General features: G+C 72.5%; 13 protein-coding genes. 4 read left to right on the forward strand and 9 right to left on the reverse strand.

What is annotated here, in order from left to right:
- Positions 1-116: 116 nt before the first annotated feature.
- The 5 genes from ACFYSH_RS07160 to ACFYSH_RS07180 form a co-directional block, all read right to left on the reverse strand.
- On the reverse strand, positions 117-1,373 hold the full coding sequence (locus tag ACFYSH_RS07160; RefSeq protein WP_359478047.1) for an ROK family protein: 1,257 nt from the start codon (positions 1,371-1,373) through the stop codon (positions 117-119).
- A 55-nt stretch (positions 1,374-1,428) separates the two neighbouring features.
- Positions 1,429-2,727 (reverse strand): phytase, encoded by a 1,299-nt coding sequence (locus tag ACFYSH_RS07165; RefSeq protein ID WP_388751281.1) that lies wholly within the window; start codon positions 2,725-2,727, stop codon positions 1,429-1,431.
- A 182-nt stretch (positions 2,728-2,909) separates the two neighbouring features.
- Positions 2,910-3,473 carry a DUF305 domain-containing protein gene (locus tag ACFYSH_RS07170; protein ID WP_388751646.1) on the reverse strand — a complete coding sequence of 188 codons (564 nt, stop codon included), beginning with the start codon at positions 3,471-3,473 and terminating at the stop codon, positions 2,910-2,912.
- 80 nt (positions 3,474-3,553) lie between these two features.
- Entirely contained in the window at positions 3,554-4,201 is a 648-nt protein-coding gene (locus ACFYSH_RS07175; protein WP_359478053.1) for a DUF3105 domain-containing protein, read from the reverse strand.
- Positions 4,202-4,321: 120 nt separating this feature from the next.
- On the reverse strand, positions 4,322-4,741 hold the full coding sequence (locus ACFYSH_RS07180) for a hypothetical protein (RefSeq protein WP_359478056.1): 420 nt from the start codon (positions 4,739-4,741) through the stop codon (positions 4,322-4,324).
- A gap of 71 nt (positions 4,742-4,812) precedes the next feature.
- Here ACFYSH_RS07180 and ACFYSH_RS07185 point away from each other — a divergent pair, with 71 nt between their 5' ends.
- Positions 4,813-5,700, forward strand: coding sequence for a phospholipid scramblase-related protein (locus ACFYSH_RS07185; protein ID WP_359478059.1), 888 nt, complete (start codon positions 4,813-4,815; stop codon positions 5,698-5,700).
- 59 nt (positions 5,701-5,759) lie between these two features.
- Here ACFYSH_RS07185 and pcaD read toward each other — a convergent pair whose 3' ends face one another.
- Genes pcaD through pcaH form a run of 4 tightly spaced genes read right to left on the reverse strand, consistent with a single transcriptional unit; the run spans position 5,760 to position 9,635 of the window.
- A complete protein-coding gene (pcaD, locus tag ACFYSH_RS07190) occupies positions 5,760-6,902 on the reverse strand; it encodes a 3-oxoadipate enol-lactonase (protein ID WP_359478061.1) in 1,143 nt (380 codons plus the stop codon).
- Positions 6,899-8,272 carry a 3-carboxy-cis,cis-muconate cycloisomerase gene (pcaB, locus tag ACFYSH_RS07195; protein WP_359478064.1) on the reverse strand — a complete coding sequence of 458 codons (1,374 nt, stop codon included), beginning with the start codon at positions 8,270-8,272 and terminating at the stop codon, positions 6,899-6,901. Before pcaB ends, pcaD begins: the two co-directional genes overlap by 4 nt.
- The gene (pcaG, locus tag ACFYSH_RS07200) at positions 8,272-8,850 is read right to left on the reverse strand and encodes a protocatechuate 3,4-dioxygenase subunit alpha (RefSeq protein WP_359478067.1); all 579 of its coding nucleotides are present in this window, start codon (positions 8,848-8,850) and stop codon (positions 8,272-8,274) included. The genes pcaB and pcaG overlap by 1 nt, the downstream gene beginning before the upstream one ends.
- Positions 8,850-9,635 carry a protocatechuate 3,4-dioxygenase subunit beta gene (gene pcaH, locus ACFYSH_RS07205; RefSeq protein ID WP_388751285.1) on the reverse strand — a complete coding sequence of 262 codons (786 nt, stop codon included), beginning with the start codon at positions 9,633-9,635 and terminating at the stop codon, positions 8,850-8,852. Before pcaH ends, pcaG begins: the two co-directional genes overlap by 1 nt.
- A 175-nt stretch (positions 9,636-9,810) precedes the next feature.
- Between pcaH and ACFYSH_RS07210 the strand changes: the two genes are divergently transcribed.
- From ACFYSH_RS07210 to ACFYSH_RS07220, 3 genes are all read left to right on the forward strand, one after another.
- The gene (locus tag ACFYSH_RS07210; RefSeq protein WP_359478070.1) at positions 9,811-10,278 is read left to right on the forward strand and encodes a MarR family transcriptional regulator; all 468 of its coding nucleotides are present in this window, start codon (positions 9,811-9,813) and stop codon (positions 10,276-10,278) included.
- A gap of 287 nt (positions 10,279-10,565) precedes the next feature.
- Positions 10,566-12,254 carry an FUSC family protein gene (locus tag ACFYSH_RS07215; RefSeq protein ID WP_388751648.1) on the forward strand — a complete coding sequence of 563 codons (1,689 nt, stop codon included), beginning with the start codon at positions 10,566-10,568 and terminating at the stop codon, positions 12,252-12,254.
- On the forward strand, positions 12,251-12,754 hold the full coding sequence (locus ACFYSH_RS07220) for a MarR family winged helix-turn-helix transcriptional regulator (RefSeq protein WP_388751287.1): 504 nt from the start codon (positions 12,251-12,253) through the stop codon (positions 12,752-12,754). The genes ACFYSH_RS07215 and ACFYSH_RS07220 overlap by 4 nt, the downstream gene beginning before the upstream one ends.
- Positions 12,755-13,188 lie beyond the last annotated feature (434 nt).

Consider the following 13,188-nt stretch of genomic DNA (forward strand, 5'->3'; position numbering starts at 1 on the left):
ATGGCCTTCGAAGCCCTCGACCAGCTCGCCATGGAACACCTCCTCAACGTCCGCTGACCCACCCACACGGCGCCCGGCGAACCACCGGGCGCCCCGGCGCGGGCGGACCCGCCGTCTCAGGTGTCCGCCGGTGCCGGCCGGGCGTACGCGACCGGGTCGGCCAGCACGTCCTGCACCACCAACGCCGCCGCGCCCCGCGCCGCGTCACCCGCGACGGACGAGGCACGCAGCCTGTCGCCGCCCCGGGACCAGAGGCCCGACACCACGCGGCCCGTCAGCTCCGCGTCGGCTGGGGGCGAGAGCCACGGCATCAGGCCGCGGTATATGCCGCCGAGCACCACCGCGTCCGGGTCGAAGAGATTCACCGCGCCGGACAACACCTGTCCCAGCATCCGGCCCGCGTCGGCCACGGCGGCCAGCGTCACGGGGTCACCCGCCTGTGCCCGCCGCTCCAGCTCCATCACTCCCGCCGCCCCGCCCGCGGACTCCTCGATGCCGGCCGCACGCAGCAGGGCCGACTGACCGGCGTACTGCTCCAGGCAGCCACGCGAGCCGCACCGGCACTCCGGGCCCGCCGGGTCCACCACCACATGCCCGATCTCGCCGGCGAAACCGTGGGCGCCACGCAGCAGTTCGCCGTCCAGCACCAAGGCGCCGCCGACACCGATCTCGCCCGTCAGATAGAGGAAACTACGGACCGTGTCGAGCCCGCCGAACCACAGCTCGGCCAGCGCCGCCAGATTCGCCTCGTTCTCCGAGCGCACGGCCAGCGGCGCCGTGCCGGGCCGCAGGCCGGCGAGCGCGTCCGCGAACAGCTCCTCGGCCGCGACCTGGTTCCAGCCCAGGTTCGGCGCCTGGCGCACCGAACCGCCGGAGACCAGCCCGGGCAGCGCGAGCGCCGTACCGACCGGGTACAGATCCTGCTCCCGCGCCGAGTCCAGGGTGCGGGCGGCGATCCCCGCCGCACGGGCCAGGACCTCCTCGGGCCGGGAACCGCGATTGTCCAGGTGCTCGGTCTGCCGCACCCGGCCGGTGCCCGCCAGATCCACGACGCAGACCGACACGTAGTCGATGTTGATCTCCACGCCGAGCCCGGCGGGCCCGGTGCGCGCCACCTTCAGGGCCGTACCGGGGCGTCCCGCCTGACCGCTGAAGGTCTTGCCCGACTCGGTGACGAAGCCGCTGTCCAGCAACTGCTCGACCAGTGAGGACACCGCGGCCCGGGTGAGTCCGACCCGGGCCGACACTCCGGCCCGGGTCGCCTCACCGGTCTCGCCCTCGTCCCGTACGGCGCGCAGCACGAGGCTCAGGTTGTGGCGTCGTACGGTGTCCTTGTCGGCCTTGGACCCCAGGGGCGTGAGGTAGCTCTTCATATCGTCGACGAGCCTATGCGATGCCCCCCCGGGCCCCGCTCGCGGTACGAGCGGGCTACATGTCCGCCGCGTCCGTCACCGCGCCCAGGTCGACGAACTTGAAACCGGTGGCCTCCCGGCCCTCCTCGCTGCCCGACGCCGAGGTCTCGTGCCCGTCCTGCACCACGAGCAGCCCGTGCGGATAGCGGGAACCCAGCGGCTCGTTGAGCACGGCGGCGCCGTCGCACTCCTCGCTGCCGTCGAGGTCGGCCGATACGGCGCCGACGCGGAAGCCGCCCTCGTACTCGTTGTCCTCCGACACCTCGCGGTCGTACAGGGCGAAGGTGTTGTCACCCTGGCCGGACGCCATGAGATAGCCGTCGCCGTCGCGCTCCCGGAAGAGGGTCAGGCCCTCCACGTCCGCCGCCAGCCGCTCGCCACCGAAGCCCGGGTCGGCACCCGGTGCGCACTCCTCGGTCTCCGGGTCGTACGTCCCCGGTACGCCGTACTCCTTCACCTTGTCCACCAGGACAGGGCGCCCGTTCAGAGCGGCCGGGAGCCGCCAGACGCCGACGTCCTCCTGGCCCGCGTAGAGGGTGCCGTTCGCCGGGTCGACGACCATGCCTTCGACCTGCGGCAGCTCACCCGGCTCTCCGCAGGGCGTCCACGAGGTGCCGTTCGGGAGCCGGAAGGACGACGGGAGCGAGAGGGTGCGCACCAGGCGGTAGCCCACCGTGCCCGCCGCCGTGGGCCGCAGCTCCAGCAGCGCGAGGTCCGTGGTGTTGCGCCGGCTCACGAGTGCGTACGAACGCCCGCTGGAACGGTCCTGCCAGGTGGCGAGCCCGTACGCGGTCCGCTGCTCGTTGACCTCGGCCTGGCCGGACGAGAAGACCGGGGCGGCGGCGGGATCGGTGACGTCCTTCAGCGGGCCGCCCGGCTGCGAGGGATCGACGCGGTAGACGCGGAGACGGTCGTTGCCGCGGTCGCTGACCACGGCCACATCGGCGGGTCCGCCCGGGGTGCGGAGCCCGCTCACGAGGTCGACGTTGTTGAACCTGCCCGGCGCGTCGTCCTCCGTGGCGGGTGACGGTGCCGGGATCGACTGGACGAGGGACGCGTCCAGACCGTAGACCCGCAGACCGCCCTCCTTGGCGGTGGCGACGACCAGGCTGCGCCCGGGATCGGCGTCGTCGCGCCAGATCGCCGGGTCGTCGGCGTTGGCGTTGCCGCCCGCCTCGTCGTCGTACAGCGCGGCCGTCTCGGCCGTCGCGCCGACGGACGGCAGCGACCGGGCGTGCGCGGGGGACAACGGGACGAGGGTGATCAGTGCCGTACCGAGGAGGGCGGTGGCCGCCAGGCGAGGGGAGCGGTGCATGCGCACGGATGCTTCCTGTCGTGAGAGGGACATGTCCATGACTCGTCAGGAAGTGTCGGACGACGGAGGGGTGCACTGGTGTCGTGTCCATGAGAAGGACGGGGGAGCCAGGTGAATTCGCGGGGGCGGGCAGGTCCGGCGACGCTGGTCGCGGGGCCCTGCCCGTCGCCCGCCCCGGGGGCTCAGGGCCGTGCGCCCCGGGCCTCCAGCATGTCGGCCATCAGCGAGATCTCCGACTCCTGGGCGCGGTCCATGCCCGCTGCCAGACTTCTGATCTCGTCCGTGCCCGCAGCGTCGGCCGCGGCCCGTGCCATGTCGGCCCCCGCACGGTGGTGGACGGTCATCAGCCGCAGGAACAGCACCTCCGCGTCCCTGCCCTCGGCGGCGCGCAGTTCGTCCAGCTGCGTGTCCGTCGCCATACCCGGCATGAGGGAGCCGTCGGACGGGGTGGCCGGGTGGCCCATCCACTCCATCGGCGGCCGGTCCGCACTCTTGGGCCTGTCCCACGACTCCAGCCATCCCAGCATCATGCCGCGCTGGTTGGCCTGGGTGTTGATGATGTCGTACGCGAGCCGGCGTACGTCCTCGTCATCGGTGCGGTCCCGGACGATGAACGACATCTCCACCGCCTGTTGGTGGTGGACCGACATGTCCTGGGCGAACCCCACATCGGCCGAGCTCTCCGCGGGGGCGGCGACGGGTGCCCCCGACCCGGACGAGGAGGCCGCCGAGGGCTGTACGACCATGAGCAGGACGAGCCCCACGGCCACGGCGAACACCGCGGCCCCCGCCCACACCAGTGAACGGGGGACGCGTGCGGACGAGGTCACTTGGTGACCCCGCCGGAGCAGGCGGCGCCCGGTTCCGGGGTCTGCGCGCCCTGGACGTACTTGGTGAAGAACTGGGCGACGCGGGCGTCGGTGGCGCTCTTCACGGTGAGCTGCTTGCCCCAGGCGCTGAGCATCAGCGGGTCCTTCTGGTCGGCCACGGGGCTCATCAGGGAGTAGGGCGTCTTGGCTACACGCTCCGAGAGCGCCTCGACGTCGGCCTCCTTCGCCTTGTCGTTGTACGTGACCCAGACGGCGCCGTGCTCCAGGGAGTGGACGGCGTTCTCGTTCGGTATCGCCTCGGTGTAGACGTCGGCGTCGCAGTTCATCCAGACCGGGTCGTGGTTGCCGCCGACGGGCGGGTTCATCGGGTAGTCGACGGGCGTCTGGACGTGGTCCTGGGCCAGGTCGTCCCAGGTCTTCTCACCGGTGACGGGCGAGGTCCTGGCCTGCTCGTCGGCCTTGTCCTGCTCGTCGGCGGCCGACATCAGGTAGCCGCCCCCGGCGACGAGGCCGGCGAGCACGACGACGGCCGCGGTGATGGTGACGACGCGGCTGCGGCGCTCGCGGGCCCGCTCCTTGCGGCGGGCCTCCTCGAGCTTGGCACGGCGCGCGGCAGAGCTGTTCTGGTTCTTGGTGGAAGCCATGTCAGGTCCTCGGGTTCGGCGGATCGCGTGCGCGGCAGGCGCGCGACGCGGGGAAAGGGCACACGGAAGGCGGCCTCCGGCGCATCGGCGGCGCGGAGGGCGGGACTTTCGAAACACGCCCTAGATCCGCTGGACCTGCAGACGCAGTTGGTCGACGGCGCCCACGCTGTCGTTGGAGGGGCCGCGGATGGCCGCGGCGCCGGTGAGCGGGGCCGCCCTGAGCGTCGCCGAGGGACAGGGGAGGGCGACGGGAGAGGGGTGGCCGGGCAGCACGACGGCCGTGGAGTGGTCCGACGTACCGTGACAGGAACTGCCGATGCCGCCTTCGTCCGGGGCGTCGGCCGTGACGACGGACGCGAGGGCCGCGGGGACCGGCGTGAAGCCCTCGGCGGCGGTCCCGGAAGGGGCCTCGGTCCGGGGCGAGGCCGTTGCGGCGGGCGAGCAGCAGAAGAACACGGCCAGGAGCATCAGCGCCCAGACCGGCGCGACGGGCAGGCTGCCGCCGCTGCGCCGCTCCGTCCACCTTCTCGCTCCGGTCATGGCCGCTATCGTAGATGGTGTGTGAATTTTCAATGAGTTAGGTCCACGGTTTGGCGCGATACTGTGCCCCAGTGACGACGCAATCGAACGTACCTGCGGGCTGGCATCCGGATCCTCACGGCGCGCCCCAGCTGCTGCGCTACTGGGACGGTTCCCGGTGGACCGAGCACACGCACCCGGCCCAGGCGCCCGCCCAGGCCCAGCCCGCCCAGGCCCAGCCCGTCCAGCCGCAGGTCGCTCAGCCCTACGCCGGACAGCCGCAGGCCGCGCACCCCTACGCCGCGCAGTCGCATTCCGGCCGGCCACAGGCCGCCACGCCGCAGCAGCAGGCCGCCCCGCAGCAGGGCGCACCCGGTGCCGCTTCGCTCTTCAACCAGCAGGTCCTGGTCGTGAACCAGAAGGCCAAGCTGATCGAGCTGACCAACGAGTACAGCGTCTTCGACCAGCAGGGCAACACCGTCGGCTCGGTCGCCCAGGTCGGCCAGAGCGGCCTGCGCAAGGCGCTCAGGTTCGTCTCCAGCGTCGACCAGTACCTCACGCACCGCCTGGAGATCCGCGACGCCTACGGGCAGCCGCAACTGCTCCTGACGCGCCCGGCGAAGTTCATCAAGTCCCGGGTCGTCGTGCAGCGCCCGGACGGACAGCCCGTGGGCGAGATCGTCCAGCAGAACGCCATCGGTAAGATCAACTTCGCCGTCATGGCCGACGGGCAGCAGATCGGAGCGATCAAGGCCGAGAACTGGCGCGCGTGGAACTTCGCCGTCGTCGACCACAACGACGCCGAGATCGCCAGGATCACCAAGACCTGGGAAGGCCTGGCGAAGACCATGTTCACCACGGCCGACAACTACGTGCTGCAGATCCACTACCAGTTGCCCGAGCCGCTGCTGAGCCTCGTCGTGGCGACGGCCCTGACGGTGGACACCGCACTCAAGCAGGACGCCCGCGGCTTCGGCTGAGCCGCCGCGAGGCCGGAGGGCGGCGCCCGGCGGGACCGGGCACCGTCCCTCAGTCGTCCCTACTCCCCGCCCTCCGTCTCCATCTCCGCCAGTACCCGCTCGGCCACGGCGAACGCCGAGTTCGCCGCCGGGACCCCGCAGTAGACCCCCGTCTGCAGCAGGGCTGCGCCGATCTCCCGCGGGCTGAGGCCGTTGCGTACCGCCGCCCGGACATGCATCGCCAACTCGCCGTAGTGGCCGTGCGCGACCAGGGCGGTCAGTGTGATCAGGCTGCGCTCCCGCCGGGACAGGGTCGGGTCGGTCCAGATCTCGCCCCAGGCGTAGCGGGAGATGAGGTCCTGGAAGGGTGCGGTGAACTCCGTGGTCGCCGCCTGTGCCCGGTCCACGTGGGCATCGCCCAGGACCTCGCGGCGCACCACCGTCCCGCTCCCGCGTTCCCGGGGAGCGAAGTGGGCCCGCAGAGCCTCCCGTACGGCCGCCGGACGTTCGGCGGGCGCCAGGTGGGAGGCGTGCGGCAGTTCGGTCAGCGCGGCCCCCGGGATTCCGTCGGCGATCTCCCGGGCGTGCGCCGGCGGCGTCGCCGGGTCCTCGCGGCCCGCGACGACCAGCGTCGGCGCGCGTACGCCGGACAGACCGCCCCGCAGATCGCAGTCGGCGAGGGCGTCGCAGCACGCAGCGTACGCGGCGGCATCCGTGCCCAGCAGGTCGTCGAGCAGCCGGGGCTCGGTGAAGCCGGGCGTGAACCAGCGGGACGCCGCGCCCTCCGCGACCTTGCCGAGGCCCTCGGCGCGCACGAGGGCGGCCCGCTCCCGCCACGGCCCCGGATCGCCGAAATGCGCGGACGAACAGACGACGGCCAGGCGGTCGACGCGCTCCGGGTGGTGGACGGCGAGCCAGAGGCCCACCGCGCCGCCCAGCGAGACCCCGGCGTACGAGAACCGCTCCAGGGACAGCGAGTCGGCGAGTGCCAGGACCAGCGTGCCGAGATCGGCGATGCCGGCCCCCGGCCCGATCAGTCCGGCGGACGAGCCGCCGTGCCCCGGCAGGTCCCACCGGACGACCCGGTGGACGGTGGAGAGGTCGGGGGCGACACCGTCCCAGAGCGCGGTGGAGGTACCGAGCGAAGGGCCGAGCAGGAGGGGGGAGGCGTTCGCCGGCCCTTCGACGCGGTGGTGGAGGAGTCGGATGGGTGTCGTGGTCATCGGCGCTCCAGAGCGCGGTCGGTGAGGAACCCGGCGCAGCCGGTGTACCGGGCGGGGTCGGTCAGTTCGGCGAGATCCAGGCCGTCGAAGGCGGGCTCCCCGGCGAGGATCTCCGCGAGAGGTCTGTCCTCGTCACGGACCCGGCCGGCGGCCTCGGTGAGGATCTCCTTGGCGCGGGCCCTGCCCACCCGGCCGGTGGCGACGGCGGTGAGCCGCTCCGAGACGATCAGCCCGCGGGTCAGCCCCAGGTGGCTCCGCATGGCTGACGGGAACACCTTGAGGCCCTCGGTGAGTTCCACCGCGTCCCGCGCCGCCCCGCCGACCAGGCGCAACAGGTCGCGCAGCGGCTCCCATTCGGCGTGCCAGGCCCCGGCGGGCCGTTCGTCCTCGGCGGCGAGCGAGCCGTAGAGCGTGGCCGCCGTGCCGGGCGCGCGGCGGGCCGCGGCGGCGATCAGCGTGGCCTGGACCGGATTGGCCTTGTGCGGCATCGCGGAGGAGCCGCCGCCGGACCCCTCGGCGAGCTCGGCGATCTCCGTGCGGGACAGGGTGAGCACATCGACCGCCATCTTGCCGAGCGCACCCGCCGTGAAGGCCAGCGAACCGGCCAGGTCGGCGACAGGCGTGCGTAGGGTGTGCCAGGGCAACGCCGGTGCGGCCAGGCCGAGTTCACGCGCGTAGGCGGCGACGGGACCGAGCTCCGCCGAGTCCGCGGTGTACCCGGTGTCTCCAGCCTCTGCGATGTCTCCCGCGTCTTCGGTGAAAGCGGTGAAGGCGGCCAGCGTGCCCGCCGCACCGCCGAGCTGGACGGGGAGCGCGCTGTGTGCCGCCCGCAGCCGGTCCCGCGCGTCGAGCACCAGCGACCGCCAGCCCGCGGCCTTGAGCCCGAAGGTCGTCGGCACGGCGTGCTGGGTCAGGGTGCGGCCGGGCATCGGCGTGTCACGGTGCTCGGCCGCCAGCCGCTCCAGCGCGTCGGCGGTCCGGGCCAGGTCGCCGAGGACGAGCGCCAGGGTCCGGGACGCCACCAGCATCGCCGCCGTGTCGAGGATGTCCTGGCTGGTCGCTCCCCGGTGGACGAAGGGCCGTAGGTCCTGGTCGACCGCCGCAGACAAGGCGGCGACCAACGGGATGACCGGATTACCGCCCGACCGAGCCAGCAGCGCCAGCTCCCGAACGTCGAACCGGCCGGCGTCCGCCGCCGCGGTGACCGCCCGCCCCGCCTCGGCGGGGGCGAGCCCGGAGGAGGACTGGGCCCGGGTGAGCGCCGCCTCGGCGTCCAGCAGCGCCCGCAGGAAGGCGTGGTCGCCGGTGGCGGTCTCGGCGGCGGAGCCGGCCCGCCCCGGGGCGAGGAGGCCGGCGTCGCTCTCGTGCATCAGCTGAACTCCAGGAAGACCGTCTCGTCGTCGCCCTGGAGACGGACGTCGAAGCGGTAGGTGCGGGGGCCCGTGCGTGTCGCGATCAGTGTCGCGCGCCGCTCCGCGGCGAGCGACCTCAGCAGTGGATCGCCCGCCTCCGCGCCCTCGCCTTCGCCGAGCAGATCGGGGAGGTACACACGGGTGTAGAGGTGGTGGACCACGCCGCGGGCGAACACGGCCGCGCAGAGGTACGGGACGCCGCCAGGCGGGAGCGTACGCACGAACCAGCGCCCGGCAGCGTCCGTGGGCGCCCGGCCGAAGCCGGTGAAGTCCACGCCGTCGCGTCCGATCACCTTGCCCGATGCGGGGTCGTGGCGCAGTGACCCGGGGAGGCCGGTGCGCGATCCGTCGGGTGCGGGCTGCCAGGTCTCGACGATCGCGTCGGGCACGGGGTCGCCCTGCCCGTCGAGCACACGGCCGTGCACCGTGATGGTGTCGGGGTGCCCGGCCGGGGCGACCTCGCTGCCGCCGGGGAAGGGCAGCGCGTAGCCGTAGAAGGGGCCGACGGTCTGGGAGGGAGTCGGAGCGTGGGACATCAGGCGTCGCCTTCTTCCTCGGTCCAGGTGGCGCACGGTCCGTCGAGGACGATGTCCCAGCGGTAGCCGAGGGACCACTCGGGAACGGACAGATCGTGGTCGTACGTCGATATGAGCCGCTCACGCGCGGCCCGGTCCGTGACCGAGCGGATCACCGGGTCGTAGGGGAGGAGTGGATCGCCGGGGAAGTACATCTGGGTGACCAGCCGCTGACTGAACGACGTGCCGAACAGCGAGAAGTGGATGTGTGCGGGGCGCCAGGCGTTGGTGTGGTTGCGCCACGGGTAGGCACCCGGCTTGACGGTCGTGAACGAGTAGCCGCCGTCGTCGTCGGTCAGGCAGCGTCCGAAGCCGGTGAAGTTCGGGTCCAGCGGGGCGGGGTGCTGGTCGAGCTGGTGGGCGTACCGCCCGGAGGCGTTGGCCTGCCACACCTCGACGAGCTGTCCCCGCACCGGGCGTCCGGCCCGGTCAAGGACCCGGCCGGAAACGGTGATCCGCTCTCCGAGCGGCTCGCCGTGGTGCTGGGCGGTGAGGTCCCGGTCCAGCGCGGTCACGTCGGTGACGCCGAAGGCCGGGCCGGACAGTTCGACCGCCTCCGGGTCGCGCACGGGGATGAGGGAGTGATGCGGGTGACGGAAGTGGCTGCTGCGGTACGGGGGGTAGTCGCGCGGCGGATGGGGGGCGCCCGGCTCGGCCGCCGCCTGGGCGCGGGCCACCTCGGAGTCGATCTCCTGCTGGCTCATCCCGTCGGGCAGCGGATACGTGGGAAGGTCACGTGCGGTCATGTCACGGCTCCGTGAATCGCTGAAAATGCTCAGTACACTGAGTAAATGTGATGCCTGTGAAGCTATCCACGCCTTGCCGTCGCGGTCAAGACCCTCAGTACACTGCGTATCTTCGACGTCCCAGCACATTCCGGCGGACGTCCCGGCCGACGGCCGACACAGAGAGGGCGGTGCCGTGCAGGCGGTCGACCTGAGCACCCACCCCGGGCATCTGGCCCGGCGTCTTCAGCAGGCACACCACCTGCTCTGGAACGCGATGGTCTCCCAGGAGATCACCTCGCCCCAGTTCGCCGTCCTCAACGCCCTGACCGCCGAACCGGGCCTCGACCAGCGGACGGTGGGGGAGCGGGTCGGCCTCGACCGGTCCACCGTCGCCGAGGTGATCACCCGCTTGCTCCGCCGGGAACTGCTGGACAAGGTGCGCGACCCGAACGACCGGCGGCGCTCCCTGCTGCGCCTCACCGACGACGGCGTCGACACCCACCGGCGGCTCGCAACGCTCACGGTCCGGATGAACCATGTCTTCCTCGGCCCGCTCTCCGGGGACGAGCAGCAGACGCTCCTCGCCCTGATGCACAGGGTGGCCGACGCCGCCGAGGCGTTCCGTGTGCCGGACGGGGCCAGGTCACCGGCGGACCGGTGAGGGCCGGTTCTCCGTCCAGCCGAACACGGCCCGGTAGAAGGCCGGCGGGCCTGCGGATCGGGGGTGCGGAGCTCGGTCCAGCAGTGCCCGGCTCGACCCGGCAAGGGGCGCCGGGTACCGGTTCCGTGAGCTCCATCTGGCTCCTCCCGAGGCGCGCCACCGGTCGCGTTCCTACGCTGATGTGCAGCACGCTATGACCGCCCGGAAGCGGCGGCTACCGGAGGACGCCGGACGAAATGTTTTACGTGTGTAATACCTGTTAAGGTAAATGGGTGAGTGATACAGCCATGCGACCCCGGAAGCCATCCGTCCGCAAACTGCCGGTCGTCGGTGTCCTGCGGCTGAAGAGCCCCGCGGAGATCTGGTACAAGCCCGCCCTGAGTGTCGTGGTCGCGTCGGCCGTCCCCAATCTGCTGCTGTACTCCCTCGACCGCCTCGACCTCGTCATGTACACGATGGCCGGATCGCTCTGCGCGCTCTACGGGCACAACCTGCCGTACGCCCGCAGGGCCCACACCGTCCTGCGGGTGATCCTCGGGATGGCCGCAGGACTCGTCGTCGCCCTCGTCGTCGCCTCGCTCACCGACTCGACCGCCGTACTGATCGCTGTCGGCGCGCTGCTCGCGGCCGTACAGAAGACCTTCTGCGACGCGACCCGCATCGGCCCGCCCGGCAACGTGATCTTCGCCTTCGTCACCTCGGCCGCGATCTTCGCCCCACAGGAGCTGGGACAGGTGCCGGGGCACATGGCCCTGATGCTGGCCGCGGGCGCCTTCTCATGGCTGGTCACCGCCGGCCCGGCCCTGTGGCACCGGGAGGGGCCCGAGCGCCTCGCCACCGCTCGCGCACTCGACGCCGCCGCGGCCCACGCGGCGGATCCCGACGCCCGGACCCGGCACGCCGCGGCCGCGGCCGTCCAGGCGGCCTGGCAGTCACTGCTTGCCGCCGGACGCCCCACCCCCGTACGCCGGGAACTGGAGCGGCTCGTCGTCCACGCCGAGCGGGCCCTCGCGACCACCGCGGCCGGCGGCCACGCCCCTGGAGAAGACCCCGTCACACTGCGCGCATGGGCGACGGCCACCCGGGGCCGTGGCCCCGTCCCCGGCCCGCCGCCTGCGCCCGGCACCGTCGAGCAGCTCTTCGGTATCGACGCCGAACGGGCCGGACTGCGGATGCGCCGGGGACGGCGCGAGGCCCGGCGCCGGATGCTGCTCGCGCTCGGCCCGGGCTCCCCGGTGCTGCCCGTCGCCTTCCGTACCCTCGTCGGATGCGCCCTGGCCGGCTGTGCCTCCTCGGCGCTCGGGGTGGGCCACCCGTACTGGGCCATCGTCACCGCGGCGTCCGTCTATCAGCCCAACCTCACGCTCTCCTGGAGCAGGGCAGTGCAACGGACCGTCGGCAACCTCCTCGGTGTGCTGGTCTTCGCGGCCGTCGTCCCGCTCGCCCGGATCAGCCCGCTCGTCCTCGTCCTGTGCGTCCTGATCTGCAACTTCGCCGCCGAGGCTCTGATCACCCGCAACTACTGGCTCGGCTCCGTCGCCGTCACCCCGATGGCCCTGCTGATCCTGGAATTCGGTGGGTCCCAGCCGGCGGGTGAGCTCATCGCCGACCGCGCCCTGGACACCCTCGTGGGCGTCGCGACCGGCTTCCTGGCCGCGGTCGCCGTCACCAACCGCCGCGCCTCCGGCCGTGTGGAGCTGGCTCTCACCGCGACGGAGGAGGCGCGGAACCGGGCCGAGCGGGCGGTCGCCGACCCGGCGGCCGACGCCCTGACGCTCGAAACGGCGCGCAGGAGGCTGACCGCCTCCCTCGTCGAACTGCGCGACGCCGGCGACGTCGCGTCGGGCGAATGGTGGCAGCGCGCCCTGCCCGAGGAAGAGCTGCTGGCCGCTGAGCAGGCAGGACACCGTACGCTCGCGGCGACAGCACAACGGCAGGGGCTGATCACCCTGCCCCCGGCGAACGGAGCGGTGTGACCGACGACATCGTGGCCTCGGTGGTGCGGCAGTGGCAGGCCGTCAATCCGGAGCTGGACACCGGCCCGATGGAACTCATCGGCCGCATCAACCGCTGCGCGGCCCTTCTCCAGCAGGCCGAGGACGCCCCCCTGCGGGCCGCCGGACTGACGCGTGCCGAATTCGATCTGCTCGGCGCCATGCGGCGCACCGACCGCGAACTCACCCCTGGCGAGCTGGCCCGGGAGACCTTCTCGTCCGGAGCCGCCGTCACCAAGCGGCTGCGCGTCCTGCAGGAGTCCGGCCTGATCGGCCGCCGCAGTGATGCCAGGGACCGCAGGGTCGCCCATGTCGGGCTGACGGACGCGGGGCGGGACCTGGTCGACCGCCTGCTGCCGGAACAGCTCGCCTATGAGCGCTCGGTGCTCTCCGGGCTCGACGAGGAGACCCGCAGCGGTCTCAGCGGGCAGCTCGGCGAGCTGCTGGTGCAGTTGGAGGGCCGGCTCGGCGGCCGCCGCTGAGCGCCGCCCCTCCCGCTGGACGGGTAGGGGGTGAGCCGTTCTCCGATGACGCCCCTCACCGACGGTGAGGGGCGTCATGCGTCGAGCCGCGACGCGTCACCTGGCGGCCGGTGCCCGGCGATGCGGCCACGTGCCCCCCGCGTTCCCCGTCCGGGAACTCGTACAAGCGTCCGTCGCTCAGGGATCTGCTCCTTTCGGTCCGATTCGAGCACCTGTGCCCTTGTCCTGCTCTGAGGTGCACAGTATTCGCATGCGTCGAGTCAATTCGCGCACGTGTACACGTTTCATCGTGGCTACGCGGGAGGATTGTCACCCCCTCCCACCTACTCGGCGACCTGCTGTCCCGCAGAGAGGGACAGATGGGTCCGCTTTCTCCCCATTCCTACGTCACGTCACTCACCGCGCACGCTTGACGGCGCTGAGTGCGAAAACTG

Origin of the sequence: Streptomyces sp. NPDC005791 (assembly GCF_042871485.1) — a bacterium.
Taxonomy (GTDB): domain Bacteria; phylum Actinomycetota; class Actinomycetes; order Streptomycetales; family Streptomycetaceae; genus Streptomyces.